Source organism: Dactylosporangium sp. NPDC006015, from assembly GCF_040614215.1.
Taxonomy (GTDB): domain Bacteria; phylum Actinomycetota; class Actinomycetes; order Mycobacteriales; family Micromonosporaceae; genus Dactylosporangium; species Dactylosporangium maewongense.
On record NZ_JBEXUD010000021.1, the window covers coordinates 24,040 to 40,079 of the forward strand.

Below are 16,040 nucleotides of genomic sequence, written 5' to 3' on the forward strand. Positions count from 1 at the left end.
GGTTCAGTACCGGGTGTACTTCACCCAGTCGTAGGTGGCGGTCAGGGTCCTGCCCGGGTACCTGAACGGTTGCAGCCAGCCGTCGACGCCGACGCCGGGCCACAGGTTCATCATGATGCGCTGCGGGTGGGTGGGCAGCGCCCCGCGCGAGCCGTTCTCCTGGTGGACGAGCCTGCCGTCGACGAACCAGTTGATGGTGCCGCCGTTCCACCACTCGAAGGCGTAGTCGTGGTAGCCGGCCGAGGCGTCGAACCCGAGGTTGATGACGGTCTCGTGCCCGCCGACACCACCGGTGAAGTAGTTGGTCTGCAGCTGGTTGGTGTTCTTGCCGAGGATCTCCACGTCGATCTCGTCCCACGGCTGCCCGTCGCTGGGCCCGGTGTAGGTGAAGAACGAGGTCACCGTGCCGGGGTTCTTGACGGCCTTCAGTCGGGCCTCGAATCGCCCGTACGTGAACAGGTCGTTGCTGCGGTATTCGCCGGAGGCGTAGGGCTTGCCGGAGCAGCCGCCCGGGCAGGACGCGGTGTCCAGGTTGATGCCCATGACGCCGCCGCTGAACCAGACGTGGTCGGCGCGCCAGCCGGCGTTGAACATGCCGCCGTTGCTGTAGCCGTCGGCCTTGTGCCAGCGACCGGTGTCGAACGAGTTCAGGTTGTCCACGAAGCTGGGTCCGATGGCGGCCTCCGCGTGGGGCACGCTCAGCACGGCCGTGAGGCCGATGGTGGCGAGGACCAACGCGGTCAATCGAGTCCGCAACATGTGAGGTCTCCAGTCCTACAAGCCGTGCGGAGCCGCTGCTCACGCACGACGAACGGGGATTTGGCGGGATCCCGGACGCGGTGCCGGCAGGTTGGGGGAGACCGGAAGCGCTTCCAGTCGATCTGACCCGGCTGCGTCGATGACAGCGTGTGACCCTGCGGCGCTGTTGTCAAGGATCGAGCCCTGCCTCTTTACGTCGCGACCGCCCGCCGCTAGCTTGAAACTGGAAGCGCTACCAATCGTCGGCGTCTATCAACAAGCCGGCGGGAGAGCGCTCTCAACATCGACTGGGAGGCAACATGCGGATGCGAACACTGCTGTGCGCGGCGGCCGCCGCCGTCGCGTTGGTGGTGTCCGGCGCCGGCACCGCCGCGGCCGGAGCCGGCCGGGACACGGCGCCGACGCGGTACCTGGGCATGTTCCGGGAGGAGGACCCCACCACGATCGCCGCCAACGTCAGAAGCCTGTACGGCGTCACGCCCGCCAGCGTGATGTGGTTCGACAGCTGGGCGAGCGGCCGTCCCTTCCCGGTGGCGGAGGCCAGGACGCTCTGGCGCCACGGCATCATGCCGCACTACACCTGGGAACCCTGGGACACCGCCCTCGGCCCCGACGACCCCGCGCAGATCCACCTGCAGGACATCATCGACGGTTCGTGGGACGGCTACATCACGGCGCGCGCCAAGGAGTTCGCCGCCGTGCGCATGCCGATCCTGGTCCGCTGGGGCCACGAGTTCAACGGCAACTGGTATCCGTGGGGCATCGCCAACAACAACGCCGACCCGGCCCAGTACGTGCGGGCGTACCGCCACGTGCACGACCTCGTCGTGGCCGCCGGCGCGCGCAACGTGCAATGGGTGTGGGCCTACAACAACGGCTCGTCACCGGACGCGCCCTACAACGACCCGGCGGCCGCCTACCCCGGCGACGCGTACGTCGACTGGGTCGGCATCGACGGCTACAACTGGGGATTCGGCCCGTCGTGGGACCCGACCGGCGATCACTGGACCACCTTCGACGAGACGTTCGCCGCCGCGTACGCCAAGGCCCGCGCCGTCGCGCCGAACCGGCCCGTGACGATCGCCGAGTTCGCGTCGACCGAGGACGGCGGCGACAAGGCGCAGTGGCTGAGGAACATGAACGCGACGCTGCACACGGGCGCGTACCCCGATCTCAAACTGCTCACCTACTTCGACCTGACGAAGGAGGAGGCGTGGTCGCCGGGCTCGTCGCCGGCCGCGCTCGCCGCCTTCACGTCCTGGGTCGGGCAGCGGTACATGAAGGGGCGAGGAGCGGAGCTGGCCCGCATCGCCGTGCACTACAGAAGGTGAGCTGCTGTGGCGGCGGGTGCTGCACCCGCCGCCACACCGGCCGACGACGTGGCTGGAAGGGGCTGACAAACCGCCGAACGCGAGTAAGAATCGCGTTCACTATGACTGCCAACTCGCCCTCATGACCCTCCGACGGATCTGGGCCGCGCCGCAGGCCCGCGCCGCCGCGACCGTGGTCGCCCTGCTCATCGCCGTCGTCGCGGTCGGCGCCGCGACGGATCCCTCGGGTCTGCTCGCACCGGTCGGCGGTCGAGGACTGCCCCTCGCCGGCACCGGCAGCACCTACCGCTGGGCACCCCTCGTCGTCGGGCTTCCGGTCCTGCTGGCCGGCGCGGCGCTCCCGGTCCTGCTCGCCGGCGGGCGGTTGGCGGCCCGGTGGGTGTTCGTCGCCGCCTGGGTCGCGACCGTCGGCGCGGGCGCCTGGGCGAGCGCCGCGAGTGGCTTCGTGTCGGCGATTCCCGTGCTGGGACGGCATCTTTCCGTCGGTTCGGCGCTTCGGTACGCGGTGAGCACGAGCGGCTTCGCGGCACTGAAGTACGTCGTCGTCGGCGCGCTGGTGGCGGGCTGCGCCGCGCTCGCCGTCCGCGTCGGCCCGGCGGCCCGCTCCCGGGACGAGCCCCCGGCGGCGCAACCGGTCCTCGCGCCAGTGCTCGTGGTGTTCGCCGTGGCCGTGCTCGCCGCGGTGGGACCGGCGGCGCAGTGGTGGCGCGGCGGCCCGGTCGGATACGCATTCGCGGGGTTCCTCATCGCTCCGACCGCCGCCAACGGCGTGCTCGGCTTCCTCCTCGGCATGGCCGTGTTCCTCACCGTCGTCGCGGCGGTCGTGCGGGCCTTCGGGCGCAGGTTGTCCGGCAGCGGCGTGACCGTGTGGCTGGCCTCGGTGGTCGGCGGTCTCGGTCTCGGGGTCGTCGGCGCGGCGACCGCGCCGCTGTCGGACCACCTCTCCGGCGCCGGGCCGGACAGCTGGTGGATCGGCACCGCGCTGATCAGCGTCGCGACGGGGCTCAGCTACGGCGCGGCCGTCGGCCCGGCCGCGGCGCTCATCGTTGCCGGGATCGGCTCGCGGTGGCCGTCCGTGCTGCTGCTGCGTCCCGACACGCGACCGCGGCTGGCGGTCCTCGTGGCGGTCGGGGTGCTGCTCCTCGCGCTCGCGCCGGTCATCGGCGCGCCGGTCCAGCCCGGACCGCCGTCCGTCGCCGCGGTCGCGGGGACCGGCGGCATGCAGCGGCTCCTGGTCCACCCGGCGCCCCGGCGCGACGGGCCGGCCACGATCGGCGACGTCACCGGCCGGCAGGTGATCCTGCGGGGCGTCAACGTGAACCAGTTGATCGACTACTACCTGCGCGATCCGGCGGTACCGGCGACGCGGCCGCTGACCGATGACGACTTCGCCCAGATGGCGGCGATGGGCTTCAACGTGATCCGTCTCGGCATGTCGTGGTCGCGGCTGGAGCCCGAGCGGGGCAGGTTCGACCAGTCGTACCTCCGCGAGATCCAGGCGGCGGTCACGGGCGCCAAGGCACACGGGATCTACACTGTGCTGGACATGCACCAGGACGCGTGGGGCAACGCCCTCGCGCGGCCGTCCGAGCAATGCGGCGGCGGCACCACCCCGACCACCGGCTGGGACGGCGCGCCGGCCTGGGCGACGATCACCGACGGCACGGCACACTGCCAGTTCCTGGCCCGGGACCTCGCGCCCGCGGTGGCGACGGCGTACGGAAACCTGTACGCCGACCGCGACGGCCTCCAGACCGAGCTCGTCCGCGCCTGGGCGTTCGTCGCCCGCGCCTTCGCCGGCGAACCGGCCGTCGCCGGGTACGACCTGCTCAACGAGCCGGGCATCGGACCCAACCCGCCGACCAGCTCCGGGCTGCTGCTGGGCCGGTTCTACGACGCCGCCATCACCGCGATCCGCGCGGCCGAGGGCGCCGCAGGCGGCTTCCCCCACCTCGTCTTCTTCCAGCCGAGCGTGCTGTGGTCCGGCCTCGGCTTCGACGTGGCCCCGCCACCCGAGTTCACCGCGGACCGGCAACTGGTGTTCGCCCCGCACCCGTACAGCGAGTCCATCAGCATGGATCAGAGCCTGGGCCTGACGATCGCGTCGATCGAGCGGAACCTCACCGTGTCGGCCCGCGCGGCCGCCGCCTACGGCGCCGCACTGTGGCCCGGCGAATGGGGCTGGTTCGGCGAACCCGCGACGGACGCTGCCAAGGTGCGGCGGTTCGCCGCGGCCCAGGACCGGCTCGGTATCGGCGGCGCGTTCTGGGTCTGGCGGCAGGGCTGCGGCTCACCGGAGACCGGCGCCGACGCGACCACGTCCGGCAACCTGGTCGAGGTCGACTGCCGTACAGGCGAATCGATCCCACCGCCGGCACCCTTCGCCGAACCGCTGTCGCGTGCCTACCCCCGGGCCTTCCCGGGCCGCCTGGTGTCACTGACGGCGGGCCCCCGCGGCACCGACCTGCGGATCACCGCGACCGCCCCGTCCGACCCGGCGAACTGCCAGGTCGACGTCTGGTTCCCCGGCGAGGCCGAGCCGACCGTCCGCACCACGAACGTCCGCAACGCGTCGGCCGAGCGGGTGCCGGGCGGCTGGCGCATCACCGGCTGCGCGAGCGGCGCCTACTCCATCGCTGCCACCTGACCGAGGGCTGCCCGGGACCCAGCCGGCCGGCTGATCCGCCGCAGCGTCTCGACCGGCGGCCCGCCGCGGTGCGCCGACTCAGGACAGTTGCAGGGGGATGGAATCGGTCGGGATGGTGGCCGACAGCCGGGTGCCGCCGTCGGCGGGGCTACTGATGGTGAGGTGCCCGCCGAGTGCCTCGACCCGGTCCTGGAGGCCGGTGAGGCCGGTGCCGCGGTGCGGGTCGGCGCCGCCGATGCCGTCGTCGTCGATCGACAGGTGCAGCATGTCGTTCCGGGTCGCCTGCACGTGCACGACCGTGGCGTGGGCGTGTTTGACCGCGTTGGTCAGCGCCTCGGAGACGATGTAGTACGCGGCCGTCTCGACCACCGGGGGCATGCGCTGGTCGGTTTGGACGTCGAGGTCGACCGGCACCGGGGATCTTCGGGCGAGCGCCCTGAGCGCGGTCGGCAGACCGTCCGAGGCGAGCAACGTCGGATGGATGCCCCGCGAGATCTCGCGCAGGTTGTCCATTGCACTGATCAGGCCGCGCCGGGCGTGCGACAGTTCCGCCCTGGCCTCCGTCAGTTCCGGCGGCAGGATGGCCTCCGCGGCACCGAGCTGCATCGCCACGGCGAGGAAGTGCTGCATCGCGCCGTCGTGCAGGTTGCGTTCGATGCGCTGGCGGGCCTGGTCCGCGGCGGCGACGAGCCGGGTTCGGGACGCGGAGAGCTCGGCCTTGCCCTCGGCGTTGGCAATGGCGATGGCGGCGAGGTCGGTGAACTCCGCGACGCGTGCCTCGGTGCCGGGCGGCAGCGGCTCGGACCGGACCCACGCCACGCCCGCCACGCCCCACAGCCGCCCGTCGACCACGATCGGCACCCCGACCACGGAATGGATACCCATGTCACGGGCGTACGCGGCGACGGGGCCGGCCGCGCCGTCGAAGGTGTCCACCCTGGCGGCGCACCCCGTGTTCCGCACCTTGACCAGGACGTTCTCGCCGTCGATGGGCCAGCGCACGTCGGTCGTGAGGTCGTCGGTGAGGTTGGTCGCGACGACGCTGGCCGTGCCGTCGGGTTCGTAGCGGCACAGCCACGTGCTGTATTCGCTCATCAGTCCGTGCAGCTCGGTGGTGATCGCGTCGAAGACTTCGGCCGGAGGACTGCCGCCGGCCACGAGCTTCGCCACCCGCCCCAGCGCGGCCTGTTCGGCGGCGAGCCGGCGCAGCTGCTCCCGGCTCGTCTCGAGGGAGTTCAGCACGGCGGCACGTTCCCAGCCGGCGTTCAGCAGCGGCGTCAACGACGGCACGATGCTGTCCCGCAGCCGCTGCATCGTCTGCTTGGGCGTCTCGGCGGGCACCACCAGGGTCGCGCGCTGGGCGACGTCGATGTACAGGGGAAACGCCGCGTGCCGGTCATCGCCGGGGACGGTCGCGAGGTGGATCGCGGCGTCCGGCAGCTGGAGGGATCGCGCGATGCGCTGTGCGACGGCGGGCAGCACCGCGGGAAGGTCCTCGGCGTACAGCAGCAGCCGGGCCATCTCAGCGGTGAGATCGGACTCCTCGGCCTGGACGGCACGCACCCGGGACAGATTCGCCACCGCGCTCGTGGCCACCGCGACGATGAGCAGGACCGCCAGGTCGACGACCTGCCGTACGTCCCCGGCGGCGAAACTCTCGAAGGGCCGGACGTGGTAGTAGACGAACGCCAGGGTGCTCGCCACCGCGGTGGCCATCCCGAGCCACATACCCCAAACCATTGAGGTGATCAGCACGCCGACGATGTAGATCATGCCCGGGAAATACGGCACCATGGCCTGCCGGAGTGGATAGACCAGCAGGGTCTCGACCACGGTCAGTCCAGTGGCGACCGCGATCCCCAACTCAATGGGCGGGGGTGTCGGTCGCACCAGCCGGGACAGCGCACCGATCTGCACTGACATCAGTCTAGTCCGACCACGGCGCATCGGATGCTCGCCGTCGCGGCGCCGGGGTCCGCCAGAGTGATCTTCAACTGCCGGTCGGGGCACCTGCACTTGCATCTGAACCGGTACGGTGCACGCGTGACAACGCCGCCCTCTCCCACCGGGCCGAACCCGGACTTCCCTGCGTGGGGCGCACCTGACGCCCCCGCCCCGGGCATGCCGACCTCCGGCATTCCCACGTCCGGCATGCCTACCTCCGCGACACCCGCCTCCGGTATGCCGGCATTTGGCGCGCCAGCCCCCGGTATGCCCGCATATGGTGCACCCGCCCCCGGTATGCCCGCGTACGGTGCGCCGACCTCCGGCATGCCCGCGTACGGTCCACCCACTTCCGGTATGCCCGCGTATGGAGCGCCCACCTCTGGTATGCCCGCGTATGGAGCGCCGACCTCTGGCATGCCCGCGTACGGGATGCCGGACGCGTCCGGGATGCCGCCCACGGGTGCGCCCGGCTGGAACGCGCCGCCCACCGGTCCCGTCATCGGCGGCCCGGGCGCGGGGTGGCCCAGCGGCGACCGGGGCACGCCCACGGGGTCGAGGAACAAGCTGATCATCGGCGTCGTCGCCGCCGTGCTCCTGCTCGTGTGCGGTGTCGGTGTGGCTGCGGCCTTCGTCGGCGGTGACCCCGACCAGAAGCGGACCTCCTCGGGTGCGGCGGGCGGCGCATCGGCGAGCCCGACGCCGAGCAAGGCGCCGGAGCCGTTGACCGCCACCGCGTACCAGACGCTCCTGACCGACGCCGACGCGGTGATGGGACCGGCGTGGCAGAAGGTCGCCGCGGCGAAGAACCAGGCGGCGACGGTCGAGGCCGCGCAGGCCCTGGCCGATGCGGTCAAGACGAGCGCGCCCCGGTTCACGTCCGTCACCCCGCCGAACGAGGCGGCCGCCGGCCACGAGCAGCTCAAGCGGGCGTTCGACGCGTTGGGCAGCGACTTCGTGGCGCTGACCGGAGACGCGAAGAACGGCGAGATCTGCGCCGGTCCCGCGGCGGTCGCCCAGGTGAGCGGCTTGCCGGCGGCGACCTACCTCCGGGACGCGGTCAAGGCCTTCGGGGCCGCCTTCAAGTTCGGCGCGTGGCTGCCGGCGCCGGTCGCCCAGCAGACCCGCACGCTGGCGAACGGCACCATGGTGAAGAAGGGAACCCTCAACGGGTCCGGCGAATTCACGATCAACAACAGCGGCAGCACGACCGACGTCGTCGTGAGCCTCGTCCCGAACGGCGGCAAGGTCGCGGCCTGGACGGTCTACGTCTCGGCCGGCAAGACGTACAAGGTCAAGAAGGTCAAGGACGGCAACTACCAGGTGTACATGGCCACCGGCGTCGACTGGGACGCGGGCGTCGCCGGGTTCACCCGCTCCTGCGAGTTCGAGAAGTTCGAGGACCTCTTCGAGTTCAAGACCACGAGCAGGCAGTACACCACCTGGGAGATCACCCTCAAGGCCAGCGTCGGCGGCAACGCCGACACCGACTCGGTCGACCCCGGCGACTTCCCGCAGTGATCAGGGTCCACGGCGTCCGCTCGCTACCGAGCTGGGCGGGCGCCGTGGGACGCGCTCGCGGAGCGCCGGGCCGGCGGTGAACAGCTATAACCGTTCGTCGATAGGGATCTTGACCAGGAGCGCAGTGCCGTGCCTGACCGGGCTCACGACTTCCATGTGGCCGCCGAGGGCCTCGACGCGGTCCTGCAGGCCGATCAGTCCGGACCCCTTGCCGAGGCTGGCTCCGCCGACGCCGTCATCCTGCACCGAGAGCCGGAACACCGCGTTCTCCGCCTCGGCGTTGACGTGCACCATGGTCGCCTTGGCGTGCTTGACGGCGTTGGCGAGCGCCTCGGACACGATGTAGTACACGGCCACCTCGGTGTGGTCGGGCAGCCGCCGGTCGATGTTCAGGTTCAGGTCCACCGGAATCGCGGTCCGGCGGGCGAGCGACTTGATCGAGGCGCCGAGCCCGCCCGTGCACATGATCGCCGGATGGATGCCCCGCGAGACCTCCTGCAGGCTCTCGAACACGCCGTTCAGGCCCTGTGCGGTATGTGACAGCTGCGTCTTGTACCTGTTCAGCTCCGGTGGCATCGACGCCTCGGTCATGCTGAGCTCGAGTCCGAGCGAGACGACCCGCTGCAGCGCACCGTCGTGCAGCGCCCGTTCGAACTGTCGCCGGGTGTTGTCGGCGGCGGCGACGATGCGGGCACGGGATGCGGCGAGCTGCGCGTGATGCTCGGCGTTGGCGATCGCGCTCGCGATGAGGTTGCTGAAGTCGGCCAGGCGCCGTTCGGCCGCGGGCGGCACCGCCTCGGTCGTGAACGACACGACGGCGAGCATGCCCCAGATACGCCCGTTGGCCATGACGGGAACGCCGACCGCCGCACGTATGCCCAGTCCGCGTTCGGTCGTCGCGGCCGGACCGGGGGCACCGTCGTAGCTGTCGATCCGGGCCGGACGCCTCGTGCGCAGCACCGTCGCGACGATGCTGTCTTCTTCGAGCGGGATCGACATCGGGGCGCCCAGCTCGCTCAGACCCGCAAGGCAGGTGGCGGTGCGGTTCGGCTCGTAGCGCATCAGCGCCGTGCGGACGTCACCGAGGGCCCGGCAGAGTTCTTCCGTCATCGCGTCGAACACGTCGATGAGTGCGCAGCCCCGTGCGACCAGCATGGCCACGCGCCGCCACGCGGCCTGTTCGTCCACGAGCAGGGCGACCTTGCGGCTCGCGTTCAGCGAGTCGACGATCGCGTCGTGGTCACGTGCCGCGTACAGCAGCCACTCCAGCGTCGGCACCACGTGTTGCCGCAGGCGCTCCAGCGTCCGCTCGGGGAGGTCGGCCGGGACCAGCAGGGTGCCCAGGCGGGTCGCACCGTCACACAGCGGGAGCGCGACCCGCTGCCCGTCCCCGGGAATCACGTCGAGCTCGATCACCGCGGACCGTAGCTCAAGCGCCTGCGCGAGCCGCTGCGACGCCGAGCCGAGCGCCGAATGCAGATCGGCTGCGCACAGCATGCGCTTGGCCAGCCCGGTGGCGAGGGTGGCTTCCTGGCGGCGTTCGGCCGCCTCGGCGGCTCGGGCGCGGGCGAGATCCGCCAGGTGACCGACCGCCAGCCCGGCCGCGATGAACACCAAGACGGTCAGCAGGTCCCGGCGCGCGGTGAAGTCCAGCGTCCAGTACGGCGCGACGTGAACGTAGTTGAAGGCGAAGGCGCTGGCGACGGCCGTCAGGACGCTGAGCCACGGCTTCCACACCATCGAGACGACCAGGACGCCGCAGAGGTAGACCACGCCGGTGGCGGCCGTCCGAGAGCCGTCCCGGAGGGGAAACATCACAAGGGTCTCCGCCGCGACGCACGCGAAGGCGACGACCAGCCCGAGCCAGGCGGGCGGAGGCTTCGTTCTCAGCAGCAACGGCACCAGGTAGTCCGACACCGGCGATCGTTCTTTCGCCTCGCCGTCAACACGACGCCCGCAATTGCGGTCGTGCTGACACAATTCCTGAACGAGTATCTTACCGCACGGCAGCGGTGTGATCGCGCCGGCGGCCCGCCGATCGCGGAGCGGACGCACGCAGCCCGCCATTCGTCCCGGCCCGCGCTGGCGAGCCGGATCGCACGATGATGTGCCGCGCTACGCAAGTGCGCCGGCTGCTTCTGCGCTCACCAGCTCGGCCGTCTCCGGGGCCATGAGACGGGTCAACGCCGCGCCGGCGGCTCCGGCCAGTGCCTCGAGCCGGGCCAGTTCCTCGTCGGTGACCCGGTGCGGCTGGATCCAGTAGGCGCCGATCGCCCCCAGCGGATCCTCGACACGCATCGGGACGATGGCGAGGCTCTTCACGAATGTCGGCCGGTACGCCTCCTGCGGCACCCGTTCGTCGAACTGGATGTCCGGCACGATGGCCGGCTGACGGTTGAGCATCGACCACCCGCTGATGCACTGCCGCACGGGGAATCGTTGCCCTTTCCACAGCGGGCTCACCGCGTCCTCGTCGGCGTAGAAGCAGTACCCATCTTCCAGAAGCACCACGGTGGAGCCGTGCGCGTTCGCCAGGCGCCTCGCGGCGCCCCGGATGATGCGTTGAGCCTGCTCGACGTCCTGCACCAGGGCCAGATCGGCCACCGCGGTGTTCAGTAGCTCGGACGCATCCATGATCGATGGTCCTTCCGGTCACGACGTCGCACGCCCTCGAGGTGGTTCGGTTGACACCCTCAGCTCCAGTATTCGACGCTCCGGCCGTGCCGGCAAACGTCGGGCGGGTGGTTCGGTGGCGGCAGCGCCGGGCGTGGCGGTGCGGGATGCCTCGCCCGGCGCTGCCGCGGTGGGTGGGTCAGGTGCGGAACGGGCCGGTGACGCAGTACGTGATGCCGCCCGACGAGGCGCCGGTCGTGCCGCGCTGAGAGGAGAAGTAGAGGCGGTTGCCGGCCGGGGTGAACGCCGGTCCGGTGATCTCCGACGAGCTCTGCCCGGTGATGCGCAGGAAGACGGAGATCTTGTCGTCCGGCGTGATGAGGCAGATCTCCATGTTGCCGCCGTCCTCGGCGACGTACAGGTCCCCGGCGGTGGACCCGGTGACGTTGTCGACGCCGGTGAGCGGGGCGGTGCCGGGGCTGACCAGGTTGTCGTCGTAGGCCAGCTCGTACGTGCCGCCGGCGAGGTTGACCTGCCACACGCGGTTGTCACCCTTGGTGGTGAACCAGACGGTGTCGTCCGCGTAGTGGCAGCCCTCGCCGCCGTTGAACGACTTCGCGCCGGAGACCTGGCTGCGGGTGGCGGTGGGGGAGCCGTCCGGGTCGGGGACGTTCGCCCAGGTGAACGAGCCGGACGTGGCGCTGCCGGCCACCAGCACCTGCAGCGTGCCCGACGACAGGTCGCCCCACGTGGTCGGCACGAAGCGGTAGAACTTGCCGTTGGTCTCGTCCTCGGTCAGGTAGATGACGCGGCGAACCGGGTCGGCCGCGGCGGCCTCGTGCTTGAACCGGCCCATCGCCGGACGGGCCACGGCGGTGCCGCCGAGCGGGTAGGTCTCCCAGACCCGGCCGAGGCTGATCTCCTCGCACGACAGCCACGTGTTCCACGGCGTTTTCCCGCCGGCGCAGTTGTTGTTGGTGCCGGAGAGAATCCGCGACGCCCCGACCACGGCGCCGCTGGCGTCGAAGACCAGCCGCGACGCACCGCCGCCCGAGCCCGAGCTGGTCTCGGCGTTGGACACGTAGATCCACCCGGTGCCGTTGGGGATGACGGCGCCGCCGTCGGGCGCGTCGTGCCACACGTATGAGGTGCCGGGCACCGTCTGCCGGGACCGGGCGACGACCGAGCTCGTGAACCCGGCGGGCAGCTGGATCCCGTTGGCGTCGGCGGCCTGCAGCGCCCCGTACGGCCCGGCGGCGTTCTGCGCGGGCGCGGCGTACGCCGCCGACCACGCGGTGAAGGGCAGCGCCAGCCCGCCGGCCCCAGCGACGGTGGCGCGCAGCAACGTACGACGATCCATGAGCCCTCCCAGGTTGCGGAACCAAGGAGACCGACCCTTCCGGACCGTCCCGAGTCATCGATGAACGTGAGTCTATGGCTGTCTGAACATCACACGGCCACGAGCCGCGGCCCTGCCCGCGAGGTGTCTGCTCGGCGGCGGGTGTCCTCCGTTTGAGTCAACGGCCGTGTGAGGGGGTGTCCCAGCTGGCTCCTACTCGTTGTAGGTGACGTGGGCGGGCAGGCGGGGGCCGCCCGGGAGGGCAGGCGCATGACCAACGGCTACACGAAGGTGTTCCAGAACGCCGACGCGGTCGACAAGTACGAGCACACCACGTACGCGCCGGGCACGTACGCGTCGCATGTCGGCAGCCGGCAACGGGCGTACCTGCGGGCGCTGGTGCGGCGGACGTTCCGGACCTGGCGGCCGACGCAGCACGACTTCGCCTGCGGGACCGGGCGGGCGATCCGTGCCCTGCACGGCCTGGTCCATGAGGCGCACGGCTACGACACCTCCGCCGACATGATGGCCAAGGCCGCCGAGCTCGGCGTCAATGCCGCGTTTCACCAGGTGGCGGCCGGCGGGCCCGTGCCCGCGCCGGTGCCGACACACGGTCCGGCGATCGTGACCATGTTCCGGTTGATGCTCAACGTCCAGGACGATGTCCGGCACCGGGCCCTGTCGTTCGCCGCCGAGGCGCTGCCGAACGCCGAGGCGGGGCTGCTCGTCGTCGAGAACCACGGCAACGCCCGGTCGGTGCGTCACCTGCGGGCCCGCCGGCAGGCGGACAACCCGTGGTTCGCCGAGCTGTCCCACCGGCAGATGTACGGGTTGCTGCGGTCGCACGGGTTCGAGGTCGTGCAGCGGCGCGGGTTCGCGATGCTGAGCAAAGGCTGGTATGAGCGGCCCGGGCTCAACCGTGCGGCGCGCGCCTTCGACGCCGTCGCGGGGAAGGTGCCCGGCGCGGACGAGTTCGCCGTCAACGTCGTCTACGTCGCGCGCCGCGGGTAACCACGCTCGGGGGCGTCTTCAGCGCCGCTTCAGGTCGCCACCGCTAGGTTCAGGAGTATGACCAGGTGGTGGGGGCGGTTGACGGGCCGGTTCGGGGTGCGGATGCGGTCCGCGCTCGCCGCGGCGGCCGTCGTCGCCGTCGCGGCGCTCGCCAGCGGGGCGACGCTCGTGGTCGCCGCCCGGTTCATCCTCACCGACAACATCGACCAGGCGATCGGCCAGCGCGCCACCCAGGTCGCCGCGGCGCTCGGCACCGCGGATGGGGCCGGTCTCGCCGCCACGCTGCGGCCGACCGCGCGGGACCGCACCGTCGTCCAGGTGGTCGACGGGGGTGGGCGGGTCGTCGCGGCGTCGGCCGCCGTCGCCGGGAGCGGCGCGATCTCCCCGCTGCGACCCCAGCCGGGGCAGACGCTGCGCGAGCAGCGCGGGCTCGAGCTCGCCCGCGACGATCACTTCCGGATCGTCGCGCTGGGGGTCAGCACCCCCGACGGGCCGCGGACGGTCCTGGTCGCGCAGTCGCTCGACGAGGTCAACGACGGGACCGAGGCGGTCATCGGCGCGCTGGCCGTGGGGATGCCGTTGCTCACCCTCGTCGTCGGCGCGGCCACGTTCCTGTTCGTCGGCCGTACGCTGCGCCCGGTCGACGCGATGCGCCGCCAGGCCGACACGATCACCGCCCGCAACCTGCACACCCGGCTGCCGGTGCCGGCCACCGCCGACGAGATCGCCGCGCTCGCCACGACGATGAACACGATGCTGGACCGGATCGAGTCGGCCTCCGACGCCCAGCGCCGGTTCGTCGCCGACGCCAGCCACGAGCTGCGCAGCCCGCTGTCGACCATCCACGCCGGCCTCGACCTGCTGGCCGCCGCCGACCTGCCGCCGGCCGCCGGCGTCCACGTCACCCGGATGCGGCACGAGAGCGCCCGGATGGCCCGGCTCATCGCCGACCTACTGCTGCTCGCCCGCATCGACGAGTCCGGTCCGCAGCTGCGCCGGGAGGACGTCGACCTCGACGACATCGTCTACACCGAACGCGACCGGCTCAGCGCCGGCCACCCCGGCCTGCGGGTGGAGGCTCGGGTCAGCCCCGTCCGCGTCGACGGCGATCCGCACCACCTGCAGCGGGTCCTGCGCAACCTGCTCGACAACGCCGCCCGGCACGCCCGCGGCCGCGTCGAGATCGGCCTGAGCGCGGCCGGCGGCACGGCCGAGCTGACCGTCGCCGACGACGGGCCCGGCATCCCGGCGGCCGAGCGGGAGCGGGTCTTCGGCCGGTTCGTGCGGCTCGACGACGACCGCTCCCGCCAGGCCGGTGGCACAGGACTGGGGCTGCCGATCGCCCGCGACGTCGTCGCCGCGCACGGCGGCACGCTCACCGTCCACGAAGGGCCCCACGGTGGTGCGCTGCTGCGGATCCGGTTGCCCATGGCGCCCGGCTGACCGGACACCACCCCGCGCGGCCCGGCCGTCATGCGACCGCGGCCACTCCAGTCAGGCGCGGGCGACGGCGACGAGTCGGCGCCCGCGGCGCTGCCCGCCCGGTGATCGGCCACCACGCGCGGTTTACAGCCAGGCGCGGGCGACGGCGACGAAGTCGGCGGCCGCGGCGCCGCCCGCCGCCACACAGACGACCACGACCGCCGTGCTCGCGGCCATGGCGGCCCGGAAGCGGCCCGCGGCGCGGAGACAGCCGGCGGCCGGCCGGGTGAGCGCCTGGACGCGGCGCACGACGTCGGACCCGCCGGCCGCGAGGCCACCGGCGGGACGCCGCCCGCCGCCGGCCAGGGCGACCTTCGCGATGGCCCGGGCCACGACGTGCCGGTCCCCGACCGCGGCGGCGGCCGTCTCGTCCGCGCTGCGCTCCACCAGCAGCGCGACGACCCGGGAGACCGGGCGCAGCAGCGGGTTGGCGGCCGCGGCGGCGGCGGCGAACGCGACCGTCCGGTGATGGCGGTGGCGCAGGTGCGCGTGCTCGTGGGCGAGGACCGCGGCGCGTTCGGTGCGGTCCAGCAGCCGCAGCAGGCCCGCGGTCACCAGCACGTGCCCGGCCCGGCCGGCGCCCGCCGGCACCGCCACGGCGTGCGGCTCGGGAAGGTCGGCGACGAGCAGCCCGTCGTGCGGCACCCCAGCGGCGAGCAGGTCCCGGGTGACGGCCCGCTCCTGCCGCAGGTGCGCCACGCAACGCCGGCCGACCCAGACCAGGGCGGCCGCCGCGGCCAGCGCCACCACGCCTGGGACCGGCTCGGGCAGCGGGTAGGCGGCCGCGTGCTCCCGGGCCTCCAGCGCGGGCAGGTCATCGAGCAGCGTCAGCGCCAGCAGCGCCAGGCTGCCGGTGCTGACCGTGGCCGCCAGGGCGGCAGCGGCGGCGAGGGCCCGGGCCGTCCGCTCCGGCGCGGCCGCGGCGGCCAGCGAGCGCGCGGCGACCGCGAGCAGCGCCGGCAGCAGCAGCGGCAGGTAGACGGCGACGGTCACGCCGGCGGCTCCTGCCGCAGCAGCGCGCGCAGCGTCGCCAGGTCGTCCTCGGCGAGGTCGTCGGTGAACCGGCGCAGCACCGCCTGCCGGTCCGTCGGCCCGTCCAGCACCGCCCGCATCTGCTGGGCCGCCGCCGTCGCCGCGTCCCGGGCCGGCCAGTACACGTGACCCCGCCCGCGCCCGGCGGGCCGGCGCTCCAGCAGACCCTTGTCGTGCAGCCGCACGAGGATCGTCTGCACGGTGTTGTACGCCAGGCCGGCGTCGAGCGCGGCCTGCAGCTGGGCCGGGGACAGCGGCTCGCCGGCGGCCCACAGCGCGGCCATCGCCTGAGCCTCCAGTGAGCCCGGGGCACGGCGCGCGTTGGAGTCAGCCACGATCACCACCATATCCGTGACCTGCC

Annotated in this window: 12 protein-coding genes; 5 read left to right on the forward strand and 7 right to left on the reverse strand. The window is 72.5% G+C overall.

The window, feature by feature from the left end:
- Nucleotides 1-3 precede the first annotated feature (3 nt).
- A complete protein-coding gene (locus tag ABZ321_RS31935; protein WP_354898170.1) occupies nucleotides 4-759 on the reverse strand; it encodes a glycoside hydrolase family 16 protein in 756 nt (251 codons plus the stop codon).
- Between the two features lie 299 nt (nucleotides 760-1,058).
- On the opposite strand from ABZ321_RS31935, the gene ABZ321_RS31940 reads away from it, so the two are divergent.
- Both ABZ321_RS31940 and ABZ321_RS31945 read left to right on the forward strand, forming a co-directional pair.
- The gene (locus ABZ321_RS31940) at nucleotides 1,059-2,090 is read left to right on the forward strand and encodes a glycosyl hydrolase (protein WP_354898173.1); all 1,032 of its coding nucleotides are present in this window, start codon (nucleotides 1,059-1,061) and stop codon (nucleotides 2,088-2,090) included.
- Between the two features lie 121 nt (nucleotides 2,091-2,211).
- Nucleotides 2,212-4,737, forward strand: coding sequence for a cellulase family glycosylhydrolase (locus tag ABZ321_RS31945; protein ID WP_354898176.1), 2,526 nt, complete (start codon nucleotides 2,212-2,214; stop codon nucleotides 4,735-4,737).
- A gap of 78 nt (nucleotides 4,738-4,815) precedes the next feature.
- On the opposite strand, the gene ABZ321_RS31950 is transcribed toward ABZ321_RS31945, so the two are convergent.
- Complete coding sequence (locus tag ABZ321_RS31950; protein WP_354898179.1) at nucleotides 4,816-6,759, reverse strand: DUF4118 domain-containing protein; 1,944 nt, start codon at nucleotides 6,757-6,759, stop codon at nucleotides 4,816-4,818.
- Nucleotides 6,760-7,098: 339 nt separating this feature from the next.
- Between ABZ321_RS31950 and ABZ321_RS31955 the strand changes: the two genes are divergently transcribed.
- Entirely contained in the window at nucleotides 7,099-8,202 is a 1,104-nt protein-coding gene (locus tag ABZ321_RS31955; RefSeq protein WP_344500539.1) for a hypothetical protein, read from the forward strand.
- A gap of 84 nt (nucleotides 8,203-8,286) precedes the next feature.
- On the opposite strand, the gene ABZ321_RS31960 is transcribed toward ABZ321_RS31955, so the two are convergent.
- From ABZ321_RS31960 to ABZ321_RS31970, 3 genes are all read right to left on the reverse strand, one after another.
- Nucleotides 8,287-10,257 carry a DUF4118 domain-containing protein gene (locus ABZ321_RS31960; protein ID WP_354898181.1) on the reverse strand — a complete coding sequence of 657 codons (1,971 nt, stop codon included), beginning with the start codon at nucleotides 10,255-10,257 and terminating at the stop codon, nucleotides 8,287-8,289.
- Nucleotides 10,258-10,317: 60 nt separating this feature from the next.
- Entirely contained in the window at nucleotides 10,318-10,836 is a 519-nt protein-coding gene (locus ABZ321_RS31965; protein WP_344500542.1) for a GAF domain-containing protein, read from the reverse strand.
- Between the two features lie 178 nt (nucleotides 10,837-11,014).
- Nucleotides 11,015-12,175: an alkaline phosphatase PhoX gene (locus ABZ321_RS31970; RefSeq protein WP_344500544.1), complete on the reverse strand. Its 1,161-nt coding sequence runs from the start codon at nucleotides 12,173-12,175 to the stop codon at nucleotides 11,015-11,017.
- Nucleotides 12,176-12,424: 249 nt separating this feature from the next.
- Here ABZ321_RS31970 and ABZ321_RS31975 point away from each other — a divergent pair, with 249 nt between their 5' ends.
- Together ABZ321_RS31975 and ABZ321_RS31980 are read left to right on the forward strand one after the other, a co-directional pair.
- Nucleotides 12,425-13,165, forward strand: coding sequence for a methyltransferase domain-containing protein (locus tag ABZ321_RS31975; RefSeq protein ID WP_344500546.1), 741 nt, complete (start codon nucleotides 12,425-12,427; stop codon nucleotides 13,163-13,165).
- A 57-nt stretch (nucleotides 13,166-13,222) separates the two neighbouring features.
- Nucleotides 13,223-14,608, forward strand: a complete 1,386-nt coding sequence (locus ABZ321_RS31980) for a HAMP domain-containing sensor histidine kinase (RefSeq protein ID WP_354898185.1) — start codon at nucleotides 13,223-13,225, stop codon at nucleotides 14,606-14,608.
- A gap of 123 nt (nucleotides 14,609-14,731) precedes the next feature.
- On the opposite strand, the gene ABZ321_RS31985 is transcribed toward ABZ321_RS31980, so the two are convergent.
- A complete protein-coding gene (locus ABZ321_RS31985; protein ID WP_354898188.1) occupies nucleotides 14,732-15,640 on the reverse strand; it encodes a M48 family metalloprotease in 909 nt (302 codons plus the stop codon).
- Nucleotides 15,637-16,014, reverse strand: coding sequence for a BlaI/MecI/CopY family transcriptional regulator (locus tag ABZ321_RS31990; protein WP_344500552.1), 378 nt, complete (start codon nucleotides 16,012-16,014; stop codon nucleotides 15,637-15,639). Before ABZ321_RS31990 ends, ABZ321_RS31985 begins: the two co-directional genes overlap by 4 nt.
- Nucleotides 16,015-16,040: the final 26 nt, after the last annotated feature.